Origin of the sequence: Collinsella aerofaciens, assembly GCF_009876115.1 — a bacterium.
Taxonomy (GTDB): Bacteria; Actinomycetota; Coriobacteriia; order Coriobacteriales; family Coriobacteriaceae; genus Collinsella; species Collinsella aerofaciens_N.
Genome location: NZ_WWSY01000001.1, coordinates 327,962 through 353,428 on the forward strand (window position 1 = coordinate 327,962; position 25,467 = coordinate 353,428).

At 64.0% G+C, this 25,467-nt stretch carries 20 protein-coding genes and 2 tRNA genes; all 22 read right to left on the reverse strand.

Annotated elements, in window-relative coordinates; genetic code table 11:
- Positions 1 to 49 precede the first annotated feature (49 nt).
- The 22 genes from GT571_RS01465 to GT571_RS01570 all read right to left on the reverse strand — a co-directional run bounded on the left by GT571_RS01465 (position 50) and on the right by GT571_RS01570 (position 25,467).
- A tRNA-Leu gene (locus GT571_RS01465) sits at positions 50 to 133 on the reverse strand.
- Positions 134 to 273: 140 nt separating this feature from the next.
- Positions 274 to 3,105 (reverse strand): molybdopterin-dependent oxidoreductase, encoded by a 2,832-nt coding sequence (locus tag GT571_RS01470; protein ID WP_161154995.1) that lies wholly within the window; start codon positions 3,103 to 3,105, stop codon positions 274 to 276.
- Positions 3,105 to 4,007, reverse strand: a complete 903-nt coding sequence (locus GT571_RS01475) for an FAD binding domain-containing protein (protein WP_204987180.1) — start codon at positions 4,005 to 4,007, stop codon at positions 3,105 to 3,107. The genes GT571_RS01470 and GT571_RS01475 overlap by 1 nt, the downstream gene beginning before the upstream one ends.
- Positions 4,008 to 4,174: 167 nt before the next feature.
- Positions 4,175 to 5,530, reverse strand: a complete 1,356-nt coding sequence (gdhA, locus tag GT571_RS01480) for an NADP-specific glutamate dehydrogenase (RefSeq protein WP_161154999.1) — start codon at positions 5,528 to 5,530, stop codon at positions 4,175 to 4,177.
- Positions 5,531 to 5,787: 257 nt separating this feature from the next.
- Positions 5,788 to 6,183 carry a putative Se/S carrier protein gene (locus tag GT571_RS01485; RefSeq protein ID WP_161155001.1) on the reverse strand — a complete coding sequence of 132 codons (396 nt, stop codon included), beginning with the start codon at positions 6,181 to 6,183 and terminating at the stop codon, positions 5,788 to 5,790.
- Positions 6,184 to 6,198: 15 nt separating this feature from the next.
- On the reverse strand, positions 6,199 to 6,831 hold the full coding sequence (gene mobA, locus GT571_RS01490; protein ID WP_161155003.1) for a molybdenum cofactor guanylyltransferase: 633 nt from the start codon (positions 6,829 to 6,831) through the stop codon (positions 6,199 to 6,201).
- Positions 6,832 to 6,985: 154 nt separating this feature from the next.
- Positions 6,986 to 7,082: transfer RNA gene (locus GT571_RS01495), tRNA-Sec, on the reverse strand.
- 149 nt (positions 7,083 to 7,231) lie between these two features.
- A complete protein-coding gene (selB, locus tag GT571_RS01500; RefSeq protein WP_161155005.1) occupies positions 7,232 to 9,199 on the reverse strand; it encodes a selenocysteine-specific translation elongation factor in 1,968 nt (655 codons plus the stop codon).
- A complete protein-coding gene (gene selA / locus GT571_RS01505) occupies positions 9,196 to 10,653 on the reverse strand; it encodes an L-seryl-tRNA(Sec) selenium transferase (protein ID WP_204987181.1) in 1,458 nt (485 codons plus the stop codon). The genes selB and selA overlap by 4 nt, the downstream gene beginning before the upstream one ends.
- 53 nt (positions 10,654 to 10,706) lie before the next feature.
- Positions 10,707 to 12,824 carry a molybdopterin-containing oxidoreductase family protein gene (locus tag GT571_RS01510; protein ID WP_161155007.1) on the reverse strand — a complete coding sequence of 706 codons (2,118 nt, stop codon included), beginning with the start codon at positions 12,822 to 12,824 and terminating at the stop codon, positions 10,707 to 10,709.
- A 122-nt stretch (positions 12,825 to 12,946) separates the two neighbouring features.
- A complete protein-coding gene (locus tag GT571_RS01515) occupies positions 12,947 to 13,786 on the reverse strand; it encodes a formate/nitrite transporter family protein (protein WP_118237855.1) in 840 nt (279 codons plus the stop codon).
- A gap of 39 nt (positions 13,787 to 13,825) precedes the next feature.
- A complete protein-coding gene (hycI, locus tag GT571_RS01520; protein ID WP_161155009.1) occupies positions 13,826 to 14,329 on the reverse strand; it encodes a hydrogenase maturation peptidase HycI in 504 nt (167 codons plus the stop codon).
- Complete coding sequence (locus tag GT571_RS01525; RefSeq protein WP_161155011.1) at positions 14,329 to 14,910, reverse strand: formate hydrogenlyase maturation HycH family protein; 582 nt, start codon at positions 14,908 to 14,910, stop codon at positions 14,329 to 14,331. The genes hycI and GT571_RS01525 overlap by 1 nt, the downstream gene beginning before the upstream one ends.
- The gene (locus GT571_RS01530) at positions 14,911 to 15,693 is read right to left on the reverse strand and encodes an NADH-quinone oxidoreductase subunit B family protein (protein WP_006234107.1); all 783 of its coding nucleotides are present in this window, start codon (positions 15,691 to 15,693) and stop codon (positions 14,911 to 14,913) included.
- 2 nt (positions 15,694 to 15,695) lie between these two features.
- Positions 15,696 to 16,412 (reverse strand): formate hydrogenlyase complex iron-sulfur subunit, encoded by a 717-nt coding sequence (locus GT571_RS01535; RefSeq protein ID WP_161155013.1) that lies wholly within the window; start codon positions 16,410 to 16,412, stop codon positions 15,696 to 15,698.
- Position 16,413: 1 nt separating this feature from the next.
- Entirely contained in the window at positions 16,414 to 18,186 is a 1,773-nt protein-coding gene (locus GT571_RS01540; RefSeq protein WP_099431576.1) for a hydrogenase large subunit, read from the reverse strand.
- A 4-nt stretch (positions 18,187 to 18,190) separates the two neighbouring features.
- Positions 18,191 to 19,756, reverse strand: coding sequence for a hydrogenase 4 subunit F (locus tag GT571_RS01545; RefSeq protein ID WP_099431575.1), 1,566 nt, complete (start codon positions 19,754 to 19,756; stop codon positions 18,191 to 18,193).
- Positions 19,757 to 19,759: 3 nt separating this feature from the next.
- Positions 19,760 to 20,413 (reverse strand): hydrogenase 4 membrane subunit, encoded by a 654-nt coding sequence (gene hyfE / locus GT571_RS01550; RefSeq protein ID WP_161155015.1) that lies wholly within the window; start codon positions 20,411 to 20,413, stop codon positions 19,760 to 19,762.
- A gap of 10 nt (positions 20,414 to 20,423) precedes the next feature.
- Positions 20,424 to 21,881 carry a hydrogenase 4 subunit D gene (locus GT571_RS01555; protein WP_161155017.1) on the reverse strand — a complete coding sequence of 486 codons (1,458 nt, stop codon included), beginning with the start codon at positions 21,879 to 21,881 and terminating at the stop codon, positions 20,424 to 20,426.
- A gap of 16 nt (positions 21,882 to 21,897) precedes the next feature.
- Entirely contained in the window at positions 21,898 to 22,821 is a 924-nt protein-coding gene (locus GT571_RS01560) for a respiratory chain complex I subunit 1 family protein (RefSeq protein WP_006234113.1), read from the reverse strand.
- A 17-nt stretch (positions 22,822 to 22,838) separates the two neighbouring features.
- On the reverse strand, positions 22,839 to 24,857 hold the full coding sequence (gene hyfB / locus GT571_RS01565; RefSeq protein WP_161155019.1) for a hydrogenase 4 subunit B: 2,019 nt from the start codon (positions 24,855 to 24,857) through the stop codon (positions 22,839 to 22,841).
- On the reverse strand, positions 24,850 to 25,467 hold the full coding sequence (locus GT571_RS01570; RefSeq protein WP_022095203.1) for a 4Fe-4S dicluster domain-containing protein: 618 nt from the start codon (positions 25,465 to 25,467) through the stop codon (positions 24,850 to 24,852). The genes hyfB and GT571_RS01570 overlap by 8 nt, the downstream gene beginning before the upstream one ends.

A 25,467-nucleotide genomic window follows, 5' to 3' on the forward strand; every position in this document is an offset into this window, starting at 1 on the left:
ACCTTTATGCAACAAAGAGTCGCGACGGCAGGAGCCGACGCAGGTGCGTTGGTGCGGGCGAAAGGACTCGAACCTTCACGGGAATCCCACCAGAACCTAAATCTGGCGCGTCTACCAATTCCGCCACGCCCGCATGAGCGCACAGACTAGGAATGATAGCAGATACGAACGACAAGCGCACGCACACCTTTTACAGGCTCACGACCTCACCACGAGTGCAAAAGGCGGGGCGAGTTGCCCCGCCCCGCCAATTACGACTTGTTCGCCGACCCGCTACTCCCCCAGCAGGGCCTTCTCGGGCGTGATGGGCAGCGAGCGGACCTGATGTCCGGTGGCGTGTGCCACGGCCGAGGCCACGGCGGCGAGCGGCGTGTTGATGACGACCTCGCCGATCGACTTGGCGCCAAACGGGCCCGTCGGCTCGTAGCTCGGCTCAAAGGCCACGCGAATGCTGCCGATATCCAGGCGCGTGGGCAGCTTGTAGCTCATAAAGTTGCCGGTGCGCAGACGGCCGCGGTCATCGTGCTCGACGATCTCGTAGAGCGCGTGACCGATACCCTGGGCAATGCCGCCCTCGGCCTGGACGCGCGCGAGTGCCTCGTTGATCACGGTGCCGCAGTCGACGGCTGCCGCGTAGTCCACCACAGTCACCTTGCCGGTGGCCTTGTCGACCTCGACCTCGGCAATACCGGCCATAAACGGCGGAGGCGAAACGGGCAGGCAGGCAGAGGCATGCGAGGTGAGCGCGTCGCCGCCCGCGATGTTCTTGACGCACAGGTTGGCAAAGTCGCGCAGCGTGAGGTAGCGGTTCTGCTCGCGCGCGGCGCGCTCGTCGGACAGGCGCACGTACTGGCCATCGAAGACCACATCGGCGGCATCCACGTCCCACATCTGGGCGGCCTTGGTGCAGATCTTCTCGCGCAGCTCGGTCGCAGCGTTCTTGGCTGCCAGGCCCGTCACGTACGTGCCCGAGCTCGCGTACGAGCCGGCATCGAACGGCGACACGTCGGTGTCCACGCCGCGCACCACAATGAGCGAGCTCTCCACACCCAGCTCCTCGGCGGCAATCTGCGCCAGGATCGTGTCGACGCCCATGCCGTTATCGGTGGCTCCGGTGCCGATGGTAATGAAGCCGTCCTCTTCCAGGCGCATGTCGATGCCGGCGATGTCCACGTTGGAAATGCCCGAGCCCTGCATGGTGAGCGCGCAGCCCAGGGCACGCACGCGGTCGCCCAGGTCCACAGCCAGCGGCTTGTCGCGCCAACCGATCATGTCCATCGCGCGCAGCAGGCAGCGGTCGAGCGCGCAGGCGTTGAGCTTCTCGTTGTAGTACTGCGGCATGATCTCGCCCTCGTGCACGATGTTCTTAAGGCGAAGGTCAGCCGGGTCCATGTGCAGCATGTCGGCGAGCTCGTTGACGGCGCTCTCCACGGCAAACTGGCCCTGGGTGGCACCGTAGCCACGATACGCGCCGCCGCGGTTGGTGTTGGTGTAGACGGCATCCCAGCTAAAGCGGCTCGCCTTCACGTGGTTGTAGATAGGCAGGCTCTTGTGGCCCGAGAGGCCGATCGTCGTGGTGGCATGCTCGCCATAGGCGCCGGCGTTGGACAGCGTATGCAGGTCGATGGCCGTGATGGTGCCGTCGTTCATGGCGCCCAGCTTAACGGTCATCTGCATCTGATGGCGCGAGTTGCCCGCGGTGATGGTCTCCTCGCGGGTGTAGCAGCAATAGCTCGGACGGCCGGTCTGCTGGGTCACGAACGCCACGAAGATCTCGCAGCAGCCCGTCTGCTTGGAGCCAAAGCCGCCGCCGATGCGCGGCTTAATGACCTGCACCTGCGATTGCGGAATGTCGAGCGACTGCGCGACCATGCGGCGCACGTGGAAGGGCACCTGTGTAGAGGTGGTCACCGAGATGCGGCCGAACGCGTCGGTCGTCGCGAAGGCGCGGAAGGTCTCCATGGGCGCGGTCTGCGTGGCCTGGCTGGTGTAGGTGCGCTCAAAGACGATGTCGCTCTGGGCGAACGCTTCATCAAGGTCACCAAAATCGCTGGTACCGCTGCACACCAGGTTGCGAGCAACGTCGCCGCCTTGCGGGAACATAAAGGTCACGTCGCCCTCGGGGTGGACCACGATGTCGTTATCGAGTGCCTGGGTAAAGTCGAGCAGGGGCTCGAGCACCTCATAGTCGACCTTGATGAGCTTGAGTGCCTTGTCGGCGGCCTCCTCGGTCTCGGCGGCGACGATCGCCACCTCCTCGTTTTGGTAGCGCACGAGGTTCTCGAGGATCAGGCGGTCGTAGGGACTCGGCTGCGGATAGCTCTGGCCGGCGATGGTAAAGCGGCGCTTGGGCACGTCCTCGTAGGTGTAGACGCCCACCACGCCGGGCACCTTCAGGGCGCGCGATGTATCGATGGAGCGGATCTTGGCACGGGCATACGGGCTGCGCTTGAGCTTGACGATCAGGGCGCCGGCGGGCACAAGGTCGCCCGTGTAGACGGGACGGCCCTCGAGCAGGGCCTTCGAGTCCTTCTTGGGCTGCTTGTGGGTGATCTGCTTGTAGGAAACACCGTCGCAGCTGGTGTCGTTGACCGGCAGCTCGGGCATCTCAAAGCCCACCTGCACGCCGGACTCGTTAAGGAAGCGCACGATGGCGCGCAGCTGGCTCTCGTAGCCGCTGCAGCGGCAGAGGTTGCCGGCGAGCTGGCGCGAGAGCTCCTCGCGCGTGGAGACGAGGCTCGGGTCCTCCTTGGCGGCGCGGGCAAGCGCCAGCACGTTCATGATGAGGCCGGGGGCACAAAAACCGCACTGCTCAGCACCTTCGGCAGCCATCGCACGGGCGAGTGCCTCGGACTCGGCCTTGAGGCCCTCGAGCGTGGTGATGGTGTGGCCCTCAACACGGGCGGCGGGAACCGAGCAGCTCAGCACCGGGTCGCCATCGAGCCACACCGTGCACAGGCCGCAGTTGGTGGTCTCGCAGGCGCAGCGCACCGATGAACAACCCTGCTCACGCAAAAGCGAAAAAAGCATGGTGTCGGGGGCAATCTGAACCTTGATCTTGCGGCCGTTGAGCGTAAAGGAAAGATCGATGAGTTTGGCAGCCATTAGCGCACCTCGCTAGAATCGACGCCGGGCACGCGGCGGCAGGAATACTCGTCCGTGGCAAACTTAGGCACTTGCACGGTCTCGAGCTCGCGGGCAAGCGCGGCCGAAAGCTCGATGCCGGCGGCGCGGCGCACGGCCTGGACGGCAAGCGGGGCCGAGATGCGACGGCGGTAGTCGGCCGAGCCCCACATATTGGTGCCGTATCTCAGGGCACGCACGGATGCGGCAAGGGCGCGCAGCTCGTCCTCGGAAGGCTGCTTGCCGATAAGGCCACATGCCTCGCCCTGCAGCAGGGTCGCACGCAGCGGGCGGGCGCCCACGGTGACATGCCAGCTGTTGTCCCACCAGGCGGCGGTGACGTTTAAGGAGGGGAAGTCGGTCGCGGCCTTGCGCACGGCCTCGTAGCTCGCACGGTAATCGTGCTTAACGACCACGACGTGCTCGATCACGTCACGCACGTAGCCCATGTCCACGAACTCGGCGAGCGGCACGCGGCCGGCACCCGTCAGCTCAACGTACGAATCGAGCGCGAGGAAGGCGGAGAGCACGTCCGAGAAACCAAAGCGACCGTAGATGCTGCCGCCCACCGTGGCGGTGTTGCGCAGCTGCACGCCCACGATATCGCGGACGGCGAACTCAAAGACATGGTTGACAAGCGCGTTGAGCTCGGCATGACGCTCGAGCTGGCGCAGGGTACACATGGCACCGATGCGAAACTCGGTCTCGGTCTCCTCGATCTGATCGAGTCCGCAGGCCGAAAGGTCAATCGCCGTCGCCACGCGACGCGAACCCAGGCGCATCCAGATGCCGCCGCCCACAATCTTGTTGTTGCGGTTCTTCTGTAAGAGCTCATAGGCTTCGGCCGCGTTTCCAACACGGACGTAGGTACCGAACTTGAGCACGTTCTCCCCCATCTCTTCACTTGTCCAGTACCTCTAAGTGTACCAAACGAGAGCGCACAGCTCGTGTCGGGGCAAAATGATCCGTTTTCCTCCGTCCCCGACGGATCAAAAAAGGCTCCCAGCCGGAATGGCTGGGAGCCTTATCACATGCTATGTCGAGCGAAGATTTAGCAGACGCCCTGGGCGAGCATGGCGTCGGCGACCTTCAGGAAGCCAGCGATGTTGGCGCCCATGACGAAGTTGCCCTCCTGGCCATACTCCTTGGCGGTGTCGTCCACGTTGTGGAACATGCCGCGCATGAGCTGCTCGAGCTTGCCGTCAACCTCCTCGAAGGTCCAGGACAGGTGCTCGGCGTTCTGGCTCATCTCCAGGCCGGACACGAGCACGCCGCCGGCGTTGGCAGCCTTACCGGGCATAAAGGCAACGCCGTTCTCCTGGAAGTAGGTCGTGGCCTCGATGGTCGTAGGCATGTTCGCGCCCTCGCCGACCACCTTGCAGCCGTTGGCGACGAGCGCCTGGGCGTCCTCGAGCAGCAGCGTGTTCTCGCGAGCGCAGGGCAGCGCGATGTCGCAGGGCAGCTGCCACACGCCGCGGCCGTCGCCCTCGTGCCACACGGCGTTGGGCTTCTCGTCAACGTACATAGCGAGCGTAACGCCCTTGTCGTGGCCGGAGCGCTTCTTGTTGTAGACATGCTCGAGCACGGTGTAGTCGATGCCGTCGGGATCCTCGACCCAGCCATGGGTGTCGGAGCAGGCGAGCACCTTGCCGCCGAGCTGGGAGACCTTCTGGACGGCGTAGATGGCGACGTTGCCGGAGCCATGAACGACGACGTTCTTGCCCTCGAAGGAGTCGCCGCGGCTCTTGAGGTACTCGTCCACAAAGTAGACCAGACCGTAACCGGTGGCCTCGGTACGGGCGAGCGAGCCGCCAAAGGAGAGGCCCTTGCCGGTAAGGACGCCGGTCCACTCGTTGGTCAGGCGCTTGTACTGACCGAACAGGTAGGCAACCTCGCGACCGCCAACGCCCAGGTCGCCGGCGGGAACGTCGGTGTTGGGGCCGATGTGGCGATAGAGCTCGGTCATGAAGGACTGGCAGAAGTGCATGATCTCGTTGTTGGACTTGCCCTTGGGGTCAAAGTCGGAGCCGCCCTTGCCGCCGCCCATGGGAAGGGTGGTCAGGCTGTTCTTGAGGATCTGCTCCAGGCCCAGGAACTTGAGCATACCCAGGGTGACCGTCGGGTTAAAGCGCAGGCCGCCCTTGTAGGGTCCAATGGCAGAGTTGAACTCGACGCGATAGCCGCGGTTGACCTGAACCTTGCCCTGGTCGTCGACCCAGGGAACACGGAACATGACGATGCGCTCGGGCTCGACGAGGCGCTCCAGCAGGGCGGTCTCCTCGTACTCGGGGTGGGCGTCGAGCGCCGGCTGGATGGTGCCGAGGATCTCGGTCGCGGCCTGGATGAACTCAGGCTGCTCGGGATAGCGGGCCTTGAGCTCTTCGAGAACTTTCTGCGTGTAGCTCATGCTTCCTCCAATGATGGGAAACGAAAAATGTCGGTCGCGGCACCCTATGCGCCGCGAACTTTATCGAGTATGGATAATATCGCACTGTTGCAGCAAAGTTTCGCATAAGCCGACGAGCAGATGTTTCGTTTTGATTACGATGCAGGTAGAAGCGTTTTTGAGTGTCTGACGCGCAAAACCCGTGTTTCAAACCTGTTTCGTCCACGTGTTCCAAACCACCACATTGGGGACAGGCAACTTTGTGGTGGTTTTGGTGGTTAGAGGACGAGCTGGTGGTAGTCGGCGGGGGTTACGCGGCCCTCGGTAGCGGCACGGAAGGCGGCGAGGGCATCGCCCGAGAACGGCATGGCCCAGCACAGCCCGCAGCCGGCGGTGATGGAGCCGGGCAGCGGCATGATGCGCCCAGGCACACCGGCGGCAAGACACAGCTGTTCGCATTCCATCACATCGAAGGTGCTGTCGAACGACACGATGATTTTGCGCTCGTGATCGAGGGCGCCACCGGACGAGGCCTCGCGGTGCGACTCGCGATACGCAGCCGCCGCTGCCTCTTCCTCGGCCGTATGTCCACAGCCGCCACAGCCGCAGGTGCAAGGCTCGGACCCGTCACAAGTGCAAGGTTCTCCCGTATCGGGACAGATATCGTGAGACATGGCAACTCCAATCGTCTAGGCGAGCAACTCGGCCGCCGCAAACTCCTCGGGTGTATTGACGTTTTCGAAGCAGAGCGTGGAGCCTGCGACCTTAACGATCTGCGGCTCATCCATATAACCGGCCTGAACGCGATTAATCAGGCAGCGAATGCGCTGACGGTCGCAGGCGAGCAGCTCTTGGGCGACCGGCGCACACGCGTCACGGCGCCAGACGGCACAAAGCGGCTCAATCCCCCGCTCCTCGCGCGGCACGCACACGTCGAGCGCCTCGGCCTCGACACAGCTGGCAAGGGCACCGATTAGCTTCGAAGAGACAAACGGCATATCACAGGCGACGATAGCAACGAGAGGCAGCCGGGCCGCAGTCAGCGAACTCGCGATGCCGCGCATGGCGCCCGCCGGCCCCTCAAGGTCCGACACTATTCGCGGCACCAGACCGCCAAACGTGCGCTCCTCAAGGTAGGCAAGCTCGCTGGGACGCGAAGTCGTCACGACCAACTCGCCGGCAACTGGCGCCAGCCGACCCAGCACGCGTTCGATGAGCGGCTCGCCGCAAAACGCCATGCGAGCCTTATCACAGCCCATGCGCGAGGACAGCCCACCCGCTTGGACGACACAAGAAAGATCGGCACGTCTTACGGTAGTCATACGGCAAAACACCTCCATCGGCATGCTCGAAACCCGGTGCACGAAGCTAAATACAGCCACCGAAATAGCAGCGCTACGAAAAGCTCGTGCAAAAACAAAACAGCGCCTTTGCGGCACGCAGCAAGACCGCGAGCACAAAAGCGCTGGTAGCGTATGGCGGGAACGTATGTGAATCGAACACATCCAAGACGTTTTGCACGCCTCGCAACGGTTTTGAGGACCGCGGAGCCCACCGGAGCCCATCCGTTCCCAAGTGCGGCGGTATTTTACCAAACCGAAACGGCTCCATCCCAAAAAGACGAACAAGAAGTTGCGGTGGAATAGTTCCTGCATTTGCTGCCAAAGCCTCCAAATAGGAACTATTTCACCGCAACTGAGGAGGCGGAAGCGAGTGACCGGCCTAGCGCAGGGACCTCAGGCCGCCGGCGTCCTTGTCGAGCACCGTAAAGCGCACGGCATCCAGGTGCTCCAAGATGCTGATGGCACGTTTGCGCGACACGCCCAGGGCCTCGCGCAGCACGCTCGTGGTGGCAGCGCCACCGGCATCGGCGATGGCGGCGGCAACAAGCTCGCGCGCATGGGCCTCGGCGGCAGCGGACAGGGCAACGTCGCGCTCGACCTTCACGATCGAGCGGTTGAGCGAAAGCTCGCGCAGGGCACGCGTCATGGTGTCGCGATCGAGCTGCAGTTGCTCGCCCACCTCGGGCAACGTCGGTGCATCGAGGCCGGCTTCGTCCAGCAAGGCAACGATACGTTCGCAGGCTTCGCGAACCACGCGTGCCGCCGCGGCGGCCGAATGCGGATCGAATACCTCGGCGCCCTCGGCGGCGCACACACCACGCGAGCAGCCCTCGGCAATCAGAGCCGCGGCAACGCCATCATCAGCGGCAGGCCACGCAGCATGGGCAACGGCGCCGGGCGTAAAGCCCGTCTCCTTGGGAGACGCCGCGTGCATGGCTGACAGGGTCGCCGCCAGTGCATCCATCGCGGCGTCCAGCACCGCGGCATCCACCAAGTGGTCCGCATCACCCACGGAAAGCTTGCGAACGGAGCCCTGCGCCACCAACCCGCGCAGTGCGGCATCGACCTCGCCGACACCAAGATCCAAAGCCTCGGCAACATCAACCGCCGTAACCGGCAGCATCTGCAGTGCCAGCCAAGCGCCCACACCGCCCGCGATATCGCCGGACTCAAGCGCCGCAAACAGTGCGAGCTCGCTGGCAGAAAGCTCGCGCGAGCGACGGCAGCGCGATAGCAGCACGCGCCCGCCGCCGATGAGCATAACGGGCGAATACGACAGCACCACGGCATGGTCTCCGGCGCGCAGCGGTAGCGGCTCCTCCAATCGCACCTGCACGGTACGGGTCTCACCCACCGCCATGGGGGCCTCGCCCTCCAAAAGCATGATGCGGCCGACGACTTCGGCCGTGCCGGCCATCACATGCACGCGCGCGCCCGACTCGAGCACGCGCGGCTTGGTGCCCTCGCGGCCCAGGTAGGTGAACGTCATCATAAAGCGCAACGTCTGGCCAAAGCGGTCCGCCACGCCGAGCATCTCACCGCGATCGAGAGCGGCAACACCATCGCCCACCAAGTTGAGCGCCACGCGCTGTCCGGGCAGTGCTCGCGGCGTATCGCCATGCACCTGAATCCCACGCACGCGACAGACCGTACGCGACGGCAGGGCGACGAGTTCGTCGCCCACCGCAACCGGCGCATCGTGCAACGTTCCCGTCACGACAGTACCGACGCCCTTGATCGTAAAGCAGCGGTCAATCGGCAGACGCGGCGCGGCATCGGTGAGCTCGGCACGGGCACGGCAGGCATCCCAGCAAGCACTTACCTGCTCGTCGAGCACCGCAAGCAGCCCGTCGATCCCCTCGCCCGTCTTAGACGACACGGGCACAATCGGCGCGCCCGCAAACACGGTACCCGACAAAAAGTCATCGACATCGAGCTCGGCAAGCTCGGTCATCTCGGCATCGGCCAGGTCACACATCGTCAGCGCGACCACCATATGCGTGACGCCCAGCAGCTCCAGCACGTGCACGTGCTCGCGCGTCTGCGGCATCACGCCCTCGACGGCAGAGACCACCAGCACGGCAACGTCGATGCCCGTGGCGCCCTGCACCATGGCGCGCAAGTAATGCGCGTGGCCCGGCACGTCGACCAGGCCAACGATCTTGCCACTCGGCAGCGCCAGCTCGCCAAAGCCCAGCTCCACGGTCATACCGCGACGGCGCTCAACCTCCAGACGATCGGGATTCTTGCCAGTCAGTGCCTCGATCAGTGCCGACTTACCATGGTCAACGTGACCCGCCGTGCCAACGATAACGGGGCACTCCACCAGCGCCTGAACCTCACTCATCGAGCAATCGCCTTCTCAACGCACGCGACGAGCGTCGACGCCGCCGTCTCGATATCGCGGTCGCCCACGAGCGTACGGACGTCAAACAAAATGCGATCGTGCGAGGTTCGCGTGACGACCGGCGTGTCGAAGTCCTGGACAAGCGAGCGCTTGAGCGCATCGACCGTCAGGCGCGCGTCAACAAGACGCACGGCAACGCACATCGTGGGCAGCTCCACGGTAGGCAGCGAGCCGCCACCGGGGGTCGACGATTCCTCGACAATCTCCAACTCAACGGCACACGGGCAACCAGCCTTATCGAGCCCGGCGACCATACGATCACGCAGCTTACGGGCACGTCGCTCCAAATGAGCCTGCGGCAGCGTAAGCATGCTGAGCACCGGAATATCGCGATGGGCAACATCGGCGCCATCCATGTAGATGCGCAGCGTGGCCTCGAGCGCCGACAGAGCCAGTTTGCCCGGACGCAGAGCGCGCATGAGCGGATGTGCGCCGCAGGCCTGGACCAGATCGCGACGGCCCATGATAATGCCCGCCTGCGCGGCGCCCAGCAGCTTATCACCCGAGCACGACACGATATCGAGCCCCGCCGCCACCGAAGTGGGTGTAGTCTCCTCGCCGCCACGAACCAGGATGTCGTCAGGCAACAGCGCGCCCGACCCCTGGTCTTCATAGAACAGCAGGCCGTGCTTATGGGCCAGTGCGGCGAGCCCCCTTGAGCTCACTTCCTCGTGAAAACCTTCGATGCGATAGTTGGAAGGATGGACCTTAAGGATCATCGCCGTATCGGTCGTGATGGCGCGCTCGTAGTCGCCCAAATGCGTGCGGTTGGTGGCGCCGACCTCGACAAGCTTGGCGCCCGAAGCCGCCATGACATCGGGGATGCGAAAGCTGCCGCCAATCTCGACAAGCTCGCCGCGGCTGACGATAACCTCTTTGCCCGCGGCATGGGTGGCAAGCACCAGCAGCACCGCGGCGGCGTTGTTGTTGACCACAAGCGCGTCCTCGGCACCGGTAAGCGAGCGAATCAGCTGTGCAGCGTGCTCCTTGCGCGACCCGCGCGAGCAGGTGTCCACGCTGTACTCGAGCGTGCTGTAGCCGCGCGCGACCTCGGCCACGGCCTTGGCGGCCGACTCCGCGAGCGGGGCGCGGCCCAAGTTGGTATGGATGACCACGCCCGTGGCGTTGACGGCAGGGCGCAAGCTCGGCAGCGCAGAGCGGTGGGCACGCCACTCGACGGCCGAGGCCAGCTCGCGCTTAGAACGTGGAGCGGCACCGGCACGAATCGCAGCGCGCTCCTCGTCAAGCTCGGCCGTGACAGCGGCATGCACCACCGCGTCGCAGGTCTCCCCCGCCGCCTTCACTACCGGCCACTCGGCAAGCAGCTCGTTGACAGAAGGAATGGCGCGCAGGCGGGCGCGCACCTCATCGGACATGTTCTGGCTATCGCTCATGTGCGGCCTTTCAAAAGAAATGTGGATCAGTCACAATACATCAGCTGAGTCAATTACTCGTCATTATCCTCGCGCGCCGCGATCTTTTCCACGCGAACGGCGTTTTCCTGGGTGAGTGCGGCGCCCGTCAACGGGTCCCAACGCAACGGTGTATGGTCGAGTGGGCCGACGCCCAAGCCTTGAGCGCCACCGGTATCAGCGCCAAACGAACGTCCGCCGGGGGCGGCCGACGTAAAGATACACGCCGGATGCAGATACGGCGTCGTCTCCACGCGCACGCGGTCGCGGCCCATATCGCTCACGAGGTCGACGATCTCGCCGTCGGCGATGCCCATGTGCGCAGCAGCATCGGCATTCATCTGCACGGCATCCAGATCCGAGCCCGCCTCGGCAGCACCTTGGGCCGCAAGCCTGCGCGAGGTGTGCGACTCAAAGGGGCGGTTGCCGCTAATGAGGCGAAACATCCCCGGGCCAGGCTCCACCATGGGAGCGATCCAGTTGGGTACTCGACCCAGGCCGGCTCGTTCCCATACGTCGCTTGCCAGCGCAATTTTGCCGCCATCCAGGGGAATCGCTGGCTCGCCCGTACGCGACGGCAACGCAACGCCCGTGTCGGCCCAGCCGCGCTCCTTGAGCTCGTCCTGATTGATCCCAAACGGCGCCACCTGGGCAGCCGCCAGATCGTCAGGCGTGAACTGGAAGTACTCGCCCGCGCCACACGCCTGTGCCAGACCGGCAAAAATCTCCCGACCGGGACGTGTGTCGTCATGCTGCACAGGCAGCACGGCGTTGCGGTAGAACACGCGCGCATCGTTGGCGCCCACGACCGTGCCCACACCGCGGTCGGCCTCCAGATACGTCACGTCGGGCAGCACGAAGTCAGAAGCGCGCGCTGTCTCGGACCAGCGAATATCAATCGTCACGAGCAGGTCGAGCTGCTGCAAAATACTCAACCAAGCCTGCGCATTGCCATAGCCCGCACCGGGATTGCTGGCGTAAACGATCAGCCCGCGCAGGTCCCCGGTAAGAATCGACTGACCGATGGTCGTGCACAGACCGCGCACCGGATCGACCAGTGGATAGCGCTCGGACCCCAACTTGGGCCCGCGAGGCACCGGAGGCGTCGCAAAGCGCGCGGGATCGAGGTCGCCCAGCACAAGCGGCGTGGGTGGATTGAGTGCGCCGCCCACATGTCCAATACAGCCCAGCAGCACATCGACCATGCAGATAGCTCGCGCCGTCTGGGTACTGTTGGCATATGCGATGCCGATGCCACCATGAAAGCCCGCATCCACCACGGCGGCAGGCGCGGCGGCAGCCAGATCGCGCGCCGTGGCGACAATCTCTGCGGCCGGCACGTCGCACATCGACTCCGCCCACTCGGGCGTCCAAACAGCAGCCGCCTGCGCCAGCTCGTCAAAGCCCGTGGTATGGCGGGTCACGAACTCGTGGTCATACAGATCCTCGGCAATCAAGACATGGGCAATACCCAACAGCAGCGCCAAGTCGCAGCCCGGGCGCACGCGCAGCCAGCGGTCGGCAAGCGCAGCCGAGCCACTGCGCCGGGGGTCGACCACGATAATCTTCGCCCCACGTCGACGGGCATCGTTGAGCGTATCAACGGCCCCCATCGTCGACGAATCGACAATGGAACGCCCCAGGTACATGATGCAACCGGTATGCGCAAGGTCGGAGGCGGGGCTGTAGCCCAGGCTATGCTCCCAACCGGTGAGACGGCTTACCTCGCAGGCACCGTCGGCACCATACACGTTGGGCGAGCCCAGCGCATGCATAAAGCGATATGCCCAGTAGCGGTCGAACGAGGGCACGCCGAGCGTCATGCCCAGCGCGCGCGGACCACACTCGTCAATAATCCCCCCAAGGCGCGCCGCAATCTGCGCGAACGCCTCGTCCCACGAAATCGCATCGAACCCCGAGCCATCAGCTCGTCGGCGCATGGGGTGCACGATGCGGTCGCGCTCGTCAAACGGCATTGCTAGGCGATGTCGTCCGCGGGCGCACAGGGCACGCGCAGCGCACGGGTGCCCCGGCACCGGCAGCTCGGCCACCACGTGACCGTCCTCAACGCGTGCCGCAAAGGCGCAATCGGCATAGCATCCCCCGCATGTCGTCACCACGGAGCGACCGTCACGCTTCACAGCAGATGCCATCTCGATTACCCCTTTCATCAGCCAAACATAACGGGCCAAAAGCCAGGCAACGAGCCCCAGACCCAAAAAGCCTCCCGCACGGCAACGCCCCGCGGGAGGCCCAACGTCAAACAGACGGTACCTTACGCCTCGGACTTCTTGGCGTAGATAAACCAGTAGCCGAGCGCAACCAGAACCGCGCCGCCCACGATGTTGCCCAGCGTGGCGGCGGACAGGTTAAACGCAATGCCCGCAGCGTTGAGCGCATCGGCGCCGGCGACGTCAGCACCATAGCCGCACGCGTGCATCACGGCACCCATGGGCAAAAAGTACATGTTGGCAACGCAGTGCTCAAAACCGCAGGCCACAAAGGCAGCGATCGGCAGCAGAATGCCCACGACCTTATCGACTACGGTCTTGCCGGCGGTGCCGATCCACACGGCCAGGCACACAAAGATGTTGCACAGGATGCCGCGGAAGAAGATCGTCACCCAGTCGATCGTCACCTTGCCGGCGGCGACGCTCACCATGGAATTGGCGACTGCCTCGCCGTTGAGCTTGTAAATGCCGGCCATGTACACCAAAAAGACGATGAACAGAGCGCCGACAAAATTACCGACCCATACGACGACCCAGGCCTTGAGCATCTGGACCAGGGTGATCTTTTTGCTCTTGAGCGCGCAGACCATAAGCGAATTACCGGTGAACAGCTCCGCGCCGCACACCAGCACGAGCACTAGGCCCAGGCAAAAGCACAGGCCGCCCACGACGCGCTGAGCGCCCCAGCCGAGCGTGCTATCGCTCAAGAACACCGTAAAGAACAGGCCGCCGAAAGCGATGAACGCACCGGCGAACATTGCCAACAGAAAGGCCTTAGCGACCGGCAGGTTGGCCTTGGTCACGCCGGCGGCCTCGGTCTTGGCCTCGATCGCAGCGGGCGCCAGGCAATCGGGAGCGGGATACTCCACCTTGGAATCTGCCATGTCAATCACTTCTTTCCTAATCAGCAGGGACAAGCGCTCCTATTGCTCTTGCCCCAAGCGGACAAAGTGGGAAAAGTCGTTGGCGGCCACGGCGTCGTACACGGCGTCGACGGCCTCAAAGACTTCCGGGGACATGGGGTTGTAGAACTCCGTGTCGCCCGGCTGAATCCCGACGAAGACGATATCATCGCACGATTGCTCAATCTCTTCGATCAGAATCGACAAGGGAAGCGAATGCGTGGTGAACATCGACTTGCGGGCCACATCGCGTTTGTCGAGTAAGCGGATGGCGCCGACGGGCAGCGCCATGTCGGCGGCATCGACCAAAACCAAACGCGGCGGACGCTCGCGCTTGACCTCGATGATGTCATCCTCGGGCGTTTGGCCTCCGTCGATGGTGTACCAACCGGCGATGGGCGCGTCCTCCATCTTTTTGGAGAGCACAGGGCCGGCGGCATCGTCGGCACGCAGCACGCTTCCCGCCGTGAGCACGATGCCCGCAAACGGGGCGCCGTTCAGGCGGCCATCCACAACGCGACCCATTACTGCAACCTCCCCGTCAGATACACGCCCGACACATCGCGCACGCGCTCAACCAGATCGCGGAACTTCATCAGAAACGCGACCTGCTGGGCATGCAGGCCAAAGTCGTTATCGAACACCGAGATACCGGCCTTGGCCGACCCGCGAAAACCGCGCACGTCGAGCAACGCGTCGCAGGCCTCGAGCAGCGACGGCACCGCCGCCTTGTCGAGCTGGCACTCGCCAAAAGAGCGGATGGCCTCGAACTTGGTTTTGGCCTCCCCCTCCGGCAGCGCGTCGACGAGCGAATAGAACACGCTCACCGGCACCGACAGGCGCGGCTCAAAGCAGTCGAGCACGCCGGTGTGGTGGCCCACGGCGAGCGTGTAGTACAGCACGTCGCAGGCCTCCTGGGGAACGTCTTCCTCGGTCTCCACAAACTTACGCGTGAGCTCGTAAAAGACCACTTGGTCGGGCGCATGGCCCAGGCAGGGGTCGGCGACGCCCTCGGCAGCCTCGTCGCTTGCGCGCGAGGCATCGCCAAAGGAGCCGCCGAGCATGCCGGGGCCCGCAAAGTAACCAGAGCGGTCCGTGAGCTCCATCTAGCGACCTCCGGCCAGCACCAGATCCTGCAGCGCCGAGTAGACCTCAACGCGGCGCGGATCGTCCTGCTTGTCGATGAGCAGCGCCATGGCACCGCGGATATCGCCCTTGGGCGCGCCCTCGAGCGTGTCCATGAACTCGTTGGCCAGGTCGCGGCCGTAACGGTAGCCGCTCATGGCGCGAGCCTCGCGCTCGATGGCAACGCGCAGCTTGTACGGCACGCCGGGGTGCAGGATATCGGCCTGCTCGCCGGCAGCCTCCACCGTGGTCTCGGCATGGAGCTTTTGGTCCAGCAGACCGAGCGCCATGGCAAAGCCGTAGACGGTCTGCGCGGGGCTGGGCGGGCAGCCGGGGATGTAGACGTCGACCGGCAGAATCTTGTCGGTGCCGCCCCAGACGCAGTAGTTGTCGTAGAAGATACCACCGGTGCAGCCGCACGCGCCATAGGACACCACGATCTTGGGATCGGGTGCGGCCTCAAAGGCGCGCAGGGCCGGCATGCGCATGGCACGCGTCACGGCGCCGGTGTACAGCAGCACATCGGCGTGACGGGGCGAGGGCACGACCTTGATGCCAAAACGCTCGACGTCAAAGACGGGCGTGATGGAACCGAAGATCTCGATCTCGCAGCCGTTGCAGCCGCCACAGTCGACACGGTAGACGTACACCGAGCGCTTGATCTTCTTAAGAAGGGTCGCCTTGGCCTTCTCGATGCTCTCGTCGAGCTCGATCTTGGTCGGGCGGTACTGAAGCCGCTCGGGCAAAAGCGTGGGTTCGGCCATGGTTACTCCTCCTTCGTATCAAAATCCATGATGATGCCCTCGACCGGCGCAGGACCGGCGGGAATCTCGGGCGCATCGGGGTTGAGCTCGCGGTCGATATACTCCGGGTTCACGCCGTGACCGCCCAGATACTCCATGCCGGGGCCCTGGGGCTCACCGGACGCAAGCGTCTCGTTGGCAGCCATGCCGCGCGCGTTGCTGGTCTTTACGGCCGAGGCGGCGCGCAGGGCGTCGAGCTCGCGCTTGCACTCCTGGCACATACCGACAGTACGGGCGGCCTGGATGGCCTCCATGCCGCCGGCCTTTTGCAGCAGGCGCTTGGCGTAGTCGATCTCCTTGTGCGGGGCAAACGGCTTGCCGCAACGCGAGCAGTGCTCGAGCGTATAGACGCTCTTGCTGGTGAGGTCGTCCTTGCTCATGACGGCCAGCTCAAACTCCTCGGTGAGCTTGATGGCCTCCATGGGGCAGGCCTCCTCGCAGCGGCCGCAAAAGATGCAGCGGCCGTAGTCGATCGACCAGGTGATGGTATCGGCCGCAAGGTCGGTGTCCATGCGAATGGCATCGGCCGGGCACGCCACGCCGCAGGCACCGCAAGCGATGCAGAGCTCGGCGTTGTGCTCGGGCTTGCCGCGCATGTCCTTGTTGGTGGGAAACGGCGCAAACGGGTACTTGACCGTCGCGTCGCCGGCCTTGGCGTTAACCTTCCAAAGCTTCAGCATATTAGAGCGCCTCCTCATCGAGCGGAGCGGCCATGGTGCCCTCGCCCGCAAGCGGCGACTTGTCGCGCCAGACGTTCTCGAACTGCTCCTTGTCGAGCACGTGGTCGCGCTTGGCGGCGACATCGGTCACCGTCACGCGGTCGGTGCAGGAGTAGCACGGGTCGAGCGAGCCGACGATCAGCGCGGCGTCGCCCACGGTGTTGCCGCGGAACATGTAGCGCAGGACCGGCCAGTTGCTGTACGTGGCGGCCTTGGCGCGCCAGCGGTAGCACTTCTGGTTGTTGCCGAGCATCGCCCAGTGCACGTCCTCGCCGCGCGGCGCCTCGGTGGCGCCGATGGCGTACTTGTGCGGGGTGTACTCCCAATCCGTGGTGAGGATGGGGCCCGACGGGCAGTTCTCGAGCATGGTCTCGATCATGTCGATCGAATCGTAGACCTCCTGGATACGAACGGCGGTACGGCCGAAGGCATCGCAGGTGTCGGCCGTGGCGGCGTGCATCTTTTGGACGTCCGGATCGGCGTAGCCGTCGAAGGGGTGGTCAAAACGCACGTCGCGGGCATAACCCGAGCCACGCATGAGCGGGCCGACCGGCGAGAAGTCGCGTGCGATCTTGCGATCCAAGATGCCGATGCCACTCGTACGCTCAATAAAGTTGGGCGTGGAGAGCAAGACGTCGACAAGCTCTTGGACCTCGGAGCGCAGCTGGTGAATGGTCGTGAGCGTGGAAAGCTTCTGCTCGGCCAGGATGTCGCGACGCACGCCGCCGATCACGTTGAGGCCGTAGGTCTTGCGGTGACCGGAGAGCTTCTCGGCCAGGTCCATGGACTTCTCGCGGACGCGGAAGAACTGCTGGAAGCCGGAGTCGAAGCCGGTGTAGTGCGACGCCAGGCCAATGTTGAGCAGATGCGAGTGCAGGCGCTCGACCTCGAGCATGATGGCGCGGATGTACTGGGCGCGCGGCGGGACATGAATGCCCTGGGCGCGCTCGACGGCCTCGGCGTAGGCCACCGAGTGGGCGCAGCCGCAGATGCCACAGATGCGGTCGGCGAGGAACGTCACGGCGTCATAGTTCAGGCGCGTCTCGGCGACCTTTTCCATGCCGCGGTGCACGTAGAACAGACGGTAGTCGGCGTCGACGATCGTCTCGCCCTCGACGAACAGGCGGAAGTGGCCGGGCTCGTCGGAGGTGATGTGCAGCGGTCCCATGGGAACGAGCGTCGTCTCCTTGCCCTTGGTATCGGCCAAGAACTCGTAGTTTTCCATATCGCTCGCGGGAGCGGGACGGAAACGGTAGTCCATGGAGTCCTTGCGCAGCGGATACAGGCCGCTGGGCCAATCGTCGGGCAGCACCAGGCGACGACGATCGGGCAGGCCCTCGGGGATCAGGCCGAACATGTCACGAAGCTCGCGCTCGCCCCACACGCAGGCGGGAACGAACGGCGTCACGGACGGGAACGTCATCTTGGCGGGATCGACCTCGGTGCGCACGGTCACCCAGCCGGGGTCCTCCCCCTCCATGGAGATGACGTAGTACACGGCGTAGCGGCCGCACAGACTGCGCTCATCGTTGCCGATGATCACGGGAATCCAACCGTAGCGCTCGTAATACAGGTAGTGGACGGCCTCGGGCAGACGGTCCAGCTTGACGGTGATCGTCAGCTGGTCCTCGCACTGCCATTCGACCTTCTCGATAGCGCCCGGCACTGCAGCGCGCAGGGCCTCGACGTGGCTTTCGCAGCGACGAGCGTAGTCCTTCTTTTCAGGTTCTGCCATGGTGCTAATTCACCTCACTTGTCTTGGTCTGGGAACTGAACACCATGCGGTAGAGAGGGGCCTCGTGGAGCTCTTCGACGCTCTGGTTCAAAACGACGGACGTTGCATCCTCGACGCCGCTCGTGATGGCGACCGGGGTGGCGATACCGAACCACATGACCACGATCGCGAGGGCGATCTCGGGGATGATCATGAGGGCGGGCACCTCGTGGCGCTTCATGCCCTCGGGCGCCTTGCCGAAGATGGACTTGAGCGCGATGCCGGTAAGGGCGAAGTACACGCCGGTGAGGCCGATGGCCACGAGCACGACCACCCAGATGGGACCGGACTGAACGCCGGCCACGAAGGTGAGGAACTCGGAGATGAACAGGGCGAACGGCGGGAAGGCGGCGAGCGCGAGCAGGGCGATGATGGTGAGCGCTGCCGTGACGGGAGCGATCTCGACGACGCCCTTGATCTTGTTCAGGTCGCGGGTGTGGTAGATGTGCTGGATGTTACCGGCCATGCAGAAGGCGAGCGCCTTCGTGAAGCCGTGGAAGATGCAGTGCAGCAGGCAGGCGGCGATACCGAGCGGGCCACCGATACCCAGGCACAGCGCGACCACGCCGACGTTGTCGACGGAGGAGTACGCGAAGCGGCGCTTGATATCGTCCTGCTTGAAGATGCACAGGGCAGCCACCAGGATGGACAGCGTGCCCAGGATGAGCAGGAGCGTTCGCGGATAGGTGTCGCCCACCGTGATGATGGACAGGGAGTAGAAGCGGATGATCACCAGCATGGCGCACTTGAGCAGCACGCCCGAGAGCAGCGCGGAGACCGGGCTCGGAGCCTGGGAGTGCGCGTCGGGCAGCCAGGTGTGCATGGGGAACAGGCCCGCCTTGGTGCCGAAGCCGATGACGATGAACGCGAACGCGAGGCGCACGAGCATCGGGTCGAACTGGTCGGCGTAGGGCATGATGGAGGTGAGGAAGGCGGCCTCATGCGCGTTGGGCATGATATCGGCGGCGTTCGCGTAGATGAGCAGCGTGCCGAACAGGCCGAAGGCCACACCGGCGGTGCAGACCATCGCGTACTTCCAAGACGCCTCGAGCGCCTGCTTGTTCTTGTAGATGCCCACGAGGAACACGGTCGACAGCGTAGTGGCCTCGACCGCCGCCCAGGTGAGGATGATGTTGTTGGACAGGCAGGCGAGCAGCATCGTAAAGACGAACAGGCTGAACAGCGCGTAGTACTGCTTGGTGCGCTCGGCCGGCATGGTCTTCTCCTCGATATCGATCTTGATATAGGAGATGGAGTACACGCCGGTGATGAACCCGATGATGCCTACCAGAAGGACGAAGATCGACGAGAGCGAATCGAGATGGAGCCACAGGCCCAAAGCGTCGATATTCTGCCCGCTCGAGAGCATGGTTCCCGCGGTGACGACCGAAAGGACAAGGGTCGCCGCGACGGAGATGGTGTTGAGCCCCGCGAAGACGTTGTAGGACGTCGTCTTGGGGAGCGCAGCCATAATCAGGGAGAACACGAGAGGACAAGCGAGCAGGGCGACCGTCAGCATTGAAACATCCATGGCCTACCCCTTCAATTCGGTCAGGTCGTGGGAGTCGAGCGACTTGGTGTCGTTCCAAATCCTCACGACGACGGCGGACATGATGATGACGGCGAAGATGGCGTCGGTGGCGATGCCGATCTCGATGATCTCGGGGGCCGTGGGCGCGAGCAGAGCGAGCGTCACGTGGCTACCGTTCTCCATAAGGCAGTACCCGAAGATCTGCTTGAGGATGTTGCGCTGGGAGATGATGCACGTGAGGCCGACGAAGAAGTGCGCGAAGCTGATGGCGAGGGCCGGAGTGGCCACCGCGGCGGTGGGCAGGCTCAGGCGCGTGACCACCGCGAAGCAGACGGCCACCTCCAGACCGGTGAGGATGATGGTCCAGGCCGGCTTGATGGAGGAGGTCAGCGTGCTATCGGCAGGCGAACCCATCTTCTTGTAGGCACGGTTGAGAATGAACGGAACGAGGATCACCTTGGTGACGAAGGCCGACGCGGCCCACATGAGAAGCTCGGTGGCACCGGTGGTGAGGCCCAGGGTGAGCAGCACGCCCACCAGGACAACCGACTGGATCGCGTACCACTTGATGGCGGACGGGATGGTCTTCGAGACGACCACCATGGTGGAGGTCACGATCAGAAGACCGCCCAGGATATTGACTAACGAATAACCCATGTCCTACCTCCTAACCCATCCAACTAGAGGACAGAGGACCGGCGACGACGACCATGATCATGAGGACGACGAACACGAACGCCATGGCGCGCGGAAGGGGCTGGCCGGCGGCCACGGTCTCGCTCGGCTCACCGGGCAGGACCTTACCCATCCAACGCAGGAACCATGCGAAGGTGGCGACGGTCTCGACGACCATGACGCACACGAGGACAAAGATGACCGTGTTGGTAGCACCAACCGCGAAGCCACCGGAAATGATCTGGAACTTGGAAAAGAACGTGCTCATGGGGGGCGCGCCGGCGATAGCGGTCGCGGCGACCGCAAAGCCCACGCCCGTGACCGGGTACTTCTTCATGAGGCCCTGGATCTTGGGCAGCATACGGGTTCCCAGCGTGAAGCTGAGAGAGCCAGCGATGAGGAAGAACAGGGTCTTGGTGAACGCGTGGTTGAAGATGTGCTCGACGGCGCCGTTAAACGCCATCTGGCTTCCGAACACGGAGAGGCCCAGGCCAAAGAACACGTAGGCGAGCTGCGCGATCGTCGAGAAGGCGAGCAGGCGCTTCATATCCTTCTGGGGCAGGTACATGAGGAAGCCGAAGAGCATGGTCACGACGGCGTCGATGATGGCGACCCAACCGACGATCTCGGGGATATCGCCGGCGCTCACAAGAGCGCGGGCGAACACGCACACGCCGACCTTAACCATGGACGCGCCATGAAGGTAGGCGGAAACGGGCGTGGGGGCCTCCATTGCGGAGGGCAGCCACATGTAGAGCGGGAACTGGGCGGACTTGGCCCAAGCAGCGAACAGGATGAGCAGCAGCACGACGGTCTTCATACCGGAATCGAGCTGGGAGATCGCGCTCAGCGCGAACGTGCCGGTTCCGGCGAACAGGAAGGCCGCGCCGATGTAGAGTCCCAGAGCGCCGATATGGGTGATGATGAGCGCCTTCATACCGGCCTTCTTGGCCGTGGGCGTCATGTAGTAGCTGATGAGGCCCCAGGAGCACACACCGGTGATCTCGAAGAAAACGAGCTGGCCGACGATGGTGGAGCTGTAGGCGAGACCGGCCATGGCGCCGATGAACGTGGAGAAGTACACGTAGAAGCGACGACGGGGCGCGTCGGGATGCTCCTTATTCTTATCGCTCATGTACGGGAACGAATAGATGACGACGAGCAGGCCGATAGCGACGAACGCGGGTGCGAGCAGCGTGCTCATCCGGTCGAATATGAAGCCCATGACCAAGGTCTGGCCCATACTCGCCCAGGTTACATCGACCGCGTTCATGCCGTTTCCGGCAAACGTCGCGGCCAAGCCAACGGAAGCGACCGTGGCGATGCCGCCGGCAAAGGCGCAGATCCATTTAGCGTAGGGACGCGGCAGCATGACGATGAGCAGGGAGCCCAGCATGGGGACGGCGATCGCCACCATGGCAAAGAGGGACAAGCTCGATTCGATTGACATAGTTTCTCCCTTCTCCCTACACGCCTACGACGACGAAGACGAACGCGAGGACCGCGATGCCGACGACGGCCCAGGTCTGGTTACCGAGCACCTTGAAGCGCGAACGGGAAACGGAGTTCTCGAGCACGCCGCAGACGACGAAATCGACCAGGCACTTGACGAGGAAGACGACGGCGCCCACGAGAGCGGTGACGCCGATGGTCGCGGGCTCTCCCCAGGGGATGAAGATGGAGGTGAACCAAGCGACGACCACGACCTGCTTCATGCCCATGGCGAGCTTCATCATGGCCAGGGACGGGCCGGAGAGCTCGGCGAGCGGGCCCTCCTGGAGCTCCTGCTCGGCTTCGGCCTGATCGAACGGAAGCTTGCCGAGCTCCATGTAACAGGCGGCCGCGAAGGCGACGCCGGCGAGGATAACGGCGACGACGCTCGAGACGTTGCCCGTAACGATGTGCTGACCCATGGTCGCAATGTCCGTGGAGCCGCACACGATGGCGACGGTGAACAGCGCGATGAGCATGGACGGCTCGATGAGCACGCTCATGAGGAGCTCGCGGATACCGCCGAAGCCCGCGTAGGCGTTGGAGGAATCCACGCCGGACAGCGCGAAGAAGAAGCGGGACAGCGCGAGCGCGTACATGATGGTGATGGCGTCACCAAAGACGGGCATGGGGCTCTGGAGCGTGAACATGGGCAGGCCCATGGCGAGCATAAACGACACCGCGAGGAACAGCGGCGGCATGATGCGCAGCACGAAGCTCGAGTCGGAACTCACGGACTCGGGACGCGCCATGAGCTTCGCGAGGTCCCGGTAATCCTGAAGGATGGACGGACCGCGGCGATTGTGCATCTTCGCGCGAATCACACGGGCGAGGCCGGAGAAGAAGGGCGCGACCAGCATGACCACGAGGCCCTGCGCCATCGCAAGAACGATGTTCATAATATCCTCTCCCCTCTCTAGACCATGACCACGGCGAGCACGAGGAAGACCACGAGCGCCGCGACGATGTAGCAGATGTATACGGAGTAGTTGCCGCCCTCGATCTTGGAGGCGAGGCCGGCCAGCTTGTCGGCACCCTCGCTCGGTGCATCGACCAGGAAACGGTCGGGCAGGGGCTCGACGCCCTGGGCGACACCGGTGAGCTTCTGGAACACGTGCGCGATGGACCAGCAGATCTTGGTGCATACCTCGCGCAGGGTGTAGAGCGGGCCCATGAAGAGTTCGACGTCGGACGCGAAGCTCGTGGCGACGACGGGCATGTGCTCGTTGGGCTCGTAGCCGCACGCCCAAGGGTCGGTCTTCTTAGCGGGGGCCTTGGCGCCGAGGCAGGACCTCAGCGCGAACGCGAGGCCGGTGAGGACCACGAGCGCGATGGCGATCGCGGGGGTGGAGGTGGCGGCACCGGAAATCTCGTTCACGAGAGACACGCCCGAGGTGGCTGTGACGGCGGAGCCGGCAAGCACGCTCTGGGCGACGTCGCCCAGAACCGGGGCGATGACCGGGGAGCCGATTCCCAGTACCACGCAGATGGCCGCGAGGAGCATCTGCGAGAACAACATCGGAGCCGGGGACTCCTTGGCGTTCGCGGCCTCCTGGGAACGAGGGCTGCTCGCGAACGAGACGCCGTAGGCCTTCACGAAGCACGTGACGGCCAGGGCACCGGTGATGGCGAGGGCGGCCGCGGAGGCGACGGCGAACACCATGACGACCGGGTCGGAGAGCGTCGAGATGTTGAACAGGGACTGGTAGGTGAACCACTCGGAAACGAAGCCGTTGAGCGGCGGGATGGCCGAGATGGCAAGGGCACCGATGAGGAAGCAGACGGCCGTGACCGGCATGCGGCGGAACAGACCGCCCATCTTCTCTATGTTGCGCGTACCCGTGGCATAGAGCAGGGAGCCCGCGCCGAGGAACAGCTCGCCCTTGAACATGGCGTGGTTGAGCGTGTGGTAGAGGGCGGCCATGAGCGCGATCGTCGCGATGACGTCGTTGCCCAGGGCGTGCGCCGTCATGGACGCGCCGACACCGAGCAAGATGATGCCGATGTTCTCGACGGAGTGATAGGCAAGCAGGCGCTTGATGTCGTGCTCGTGGAGGGCGTAGACGACACCCAGGACCGACGAGATGGATCCGAAGACCAGGACCATGAGGCCCCACCAGAGCTGGACGCCCGAACCCGCGAGCAGGTCGAGACCGACCTTGAGGATTCCCAGGATGCCGATCTTGATCATGCCGCCGGACATGAGGGCGGACACGTTGGACGGCGCCTCGGGGTGCGCCTGGGGCAGCCAGGAGTGCAGCGGGATGATACCGGCCTTCGCGCCAAATCCGAAGAACGCGAGGACGAAGCACGCGGAGGAGACGGCGGGTCCAAAGTCATGCGTACGGAAATCACTGAAGCTGAAGGAACCGCCAACGCCGTTGGTCATGAGCAGGAAGCTCGCCATGATGAGAACGAAGCCCACGTGCGCGATGACGAAGTAGAGCCAACCGCCCCTAATGGAGTTCTTGTTCTCCTCGATAACGACAAGGAAGTAGCTCGTAAGGGACATGAGCTCAAAGGCGACCAGGAACCAGAACACGTTGTCGGCGGTGATGACGAGCATCATCGAGGCGACGAAGGTGTTCATAAAGAAGCCGGCGCGCCCGACCTTGCCCGGGTACTCGTCGAAGTAGGACAGACCGTAGATGAAGCCCGCAAAGGCGAGAATCGAGATGAGGACCACGATCAGGCCCGCAAGGCCGTTGAGCAAGAGCTCGAGACGGGCGAACGGGAAGAAGAAGACCGTGTTGAGGGACGAAACGTCGCCAAGCACGGCCTCGAGGCCCGCGATGAACGAAAGCACCGCGGCGACGGCGCCGATAAGGCAGCCGGCGGTCTTGGCGGCGTTATCGGCCTTGATCAGCAGAACCGAGGCGAGCGCACCGATGCACGAGACGGCAAGCGATGCGATAAACAGCGTCATGCTATCCATTGTTTACGCTCCCTTCTGCTTTCTCGGACAGGCCCTGGGCCACAGCGGTAACGTCGACGACCGGACCGTTTTCGATCGAGCGCAGGCGCTTGGCCTCGTCGAGCTCGCGATCGGCCGCGCCGCCCATGACGGTCAGCGCCTTGGTGGGGCACGCCGCCACACAATGCGGGCCGTCCGGATCGAAGGCGCACAGGTCGCACTTGACAGCGCAGGTGTACTGGCCGGGAGCCCACGTAAGAAGGCTGCTCAGGGACTTAGGATACGAAGGCGTCGGGTCGCACATGCCTGCGACACCGGCGATAGACGTGCCATCGGGGTGGATGGCTCCGAAGGGGCACGCGATGGCGCACAGCCTGCACCCGATGCACTCCTGCTCCTTGACGTGGATGCGATCGCCATCGTGCTCGATGGCATTCACCGGGCAAACCTCGGCGCAGGGGGCACCCTCGCAATGGTGGCAGGCAAGGGCGGCCGAAATACCGCCGGTCTTCACGAGCGCCAGGCGCGGCGTATCCTGAAGACCCTGCATCCGGTGAGCGTCGGCACAGGCGGACTGGCATGTTCCGCAGCCGATGCACCTCTCCGGGTTGATGTCGATGAAGCGGTTCAT

Bases quoted from the DNA above. Each gene is read 5' to 3' on its own strand.
- GT571_RS01470 (WP_161154995.1), bottom strand. From the start codon at position 3,105: ATGGCTGCCAAACTCATCGATCTTTCCTTTACGCTCAACGGCCGCAAG.
- gdhA (WP_161154999.1), bottom strand. From the start codon at position 5,530: ATGAGCTACACGCAGAAAGTTCTCGAAGAGCTCAAGGCCCGCTATCCC.
- GT571_RS01485 (WP_161155001.1), bottom strand. From the start codon at position 6,183: ATGTCTCACGATATCTGTCCCGATACGGGAGAACCTTGCACTTGTGAC.
- mobA (WP_161155003.1), bottom strand. From the start codon at position 6,831: ATGACTACCGTAAGACGTGCCGATCTTTCTTGTGTCGTCCAAGCGGGT.
- selB (WP_161155005.1), bottom strand. From the start codon at position 9,199: ATGAGTGAGGTTCAGGCGCTGGTGGAGTGCCCCGTTATCGTTGGCACG.
- selA (WP_204987181.1), bottom strand. From the start codon at position 10,653: ATGAGCGATAGCCAGAACATGTCCGATGAGGTGCGCGCCCGCCTGCGC.
- GT571_RS01510 (WP_161155007.1), bottom strand. From the start codon at position 12,824: ATGGCATCTGCTGTGAAGCGTGACGGTCGCTCCGTGGTGACGACATGC.
- GT571_RS01515 (WP_118237855.1), bottom strand. From the start codon at position 13,786: ATGGCAGATTCCAAGGTGGAGTATCCCGCTCCCGATTGCCTGGCGCCC.
- hycI (WP_161155009.1), bottom strand. From the start codon at position 14,329: ATGGGTCGCGTTGTGGATGGCCGCCTGAACGGCGCCCCGTTTGCGGGC.
- GT571_RS01525 (WP_161155011.1), bottom strand. From the start codon at position 14,910: ATGGAGCTCACGGACCGCTCTGGTTACTTTGCGGGCCCCGGCATGCTC.
- GT571_RS01530 (WP_006234107.1), bottom strand. From the start codon at position 15,693: ATGGCCGAACCCACGCTTTTGCCCGAGCGGCTTCAGTACCGCCCGACC.
- GT571_RS01535 (WP_161155013.1), bottom strand. From the start codon at position 16,412: ATGCTGAAGCTTTGGAAGGTTAACGCCAAGGCCGGCGACGCGACGGTC.
- GT571_RS01540 (WP_099431576.1), bottom strand. From the start codon at position 18,186: ATGGCAGAACCTGAAAAGAAGGACTACGCTCGTCGCTGCGAAAGCCAC.
- GT571_RS01545 (WP_099431575.1), bottom strand. From the start codon at position 19,756: ATGGATGTTTCAATGCTGACGGTCGCCCTGCTCGCTTGTCCTCTCGTG.
- hyfE (WP_161155015.1), bottom strand. From the start codon at position 20,413: ATGGGTTATTCGTTAGTCAATATCCTGGGCGGTCTTCTGATCGTGACC.
- GT571_RS01555 (WP_161155017.1), bottom strand. From the start codon at position 21,881: ATGTCAATCGAATCGAGCTTGTCCCTCTTTGCCATGGTGGCGATCGCC.
- GT571_RS01560 (WP_006234113.1), bottom strand. From the start codon at position 22,821: ATGAACATCGTTCTTGCGATGGCGCAGGGCCTCGTGGTCATGCTGGTC.
- hyfB (WP_161155019.1), bottom strand. From the start codon at position 24,857: ATGGATAGCATGACGCTGTTTATCGCATCGCTTGCCGTCTCGTGCATC.
- GT571_RS01570 (WP_022095203.1), bottom strand. From the start codon at position 25,467: ATGAACCGCTTCATCGACATCAACCCGGAGAGGTGCATCGGCTGCGGA.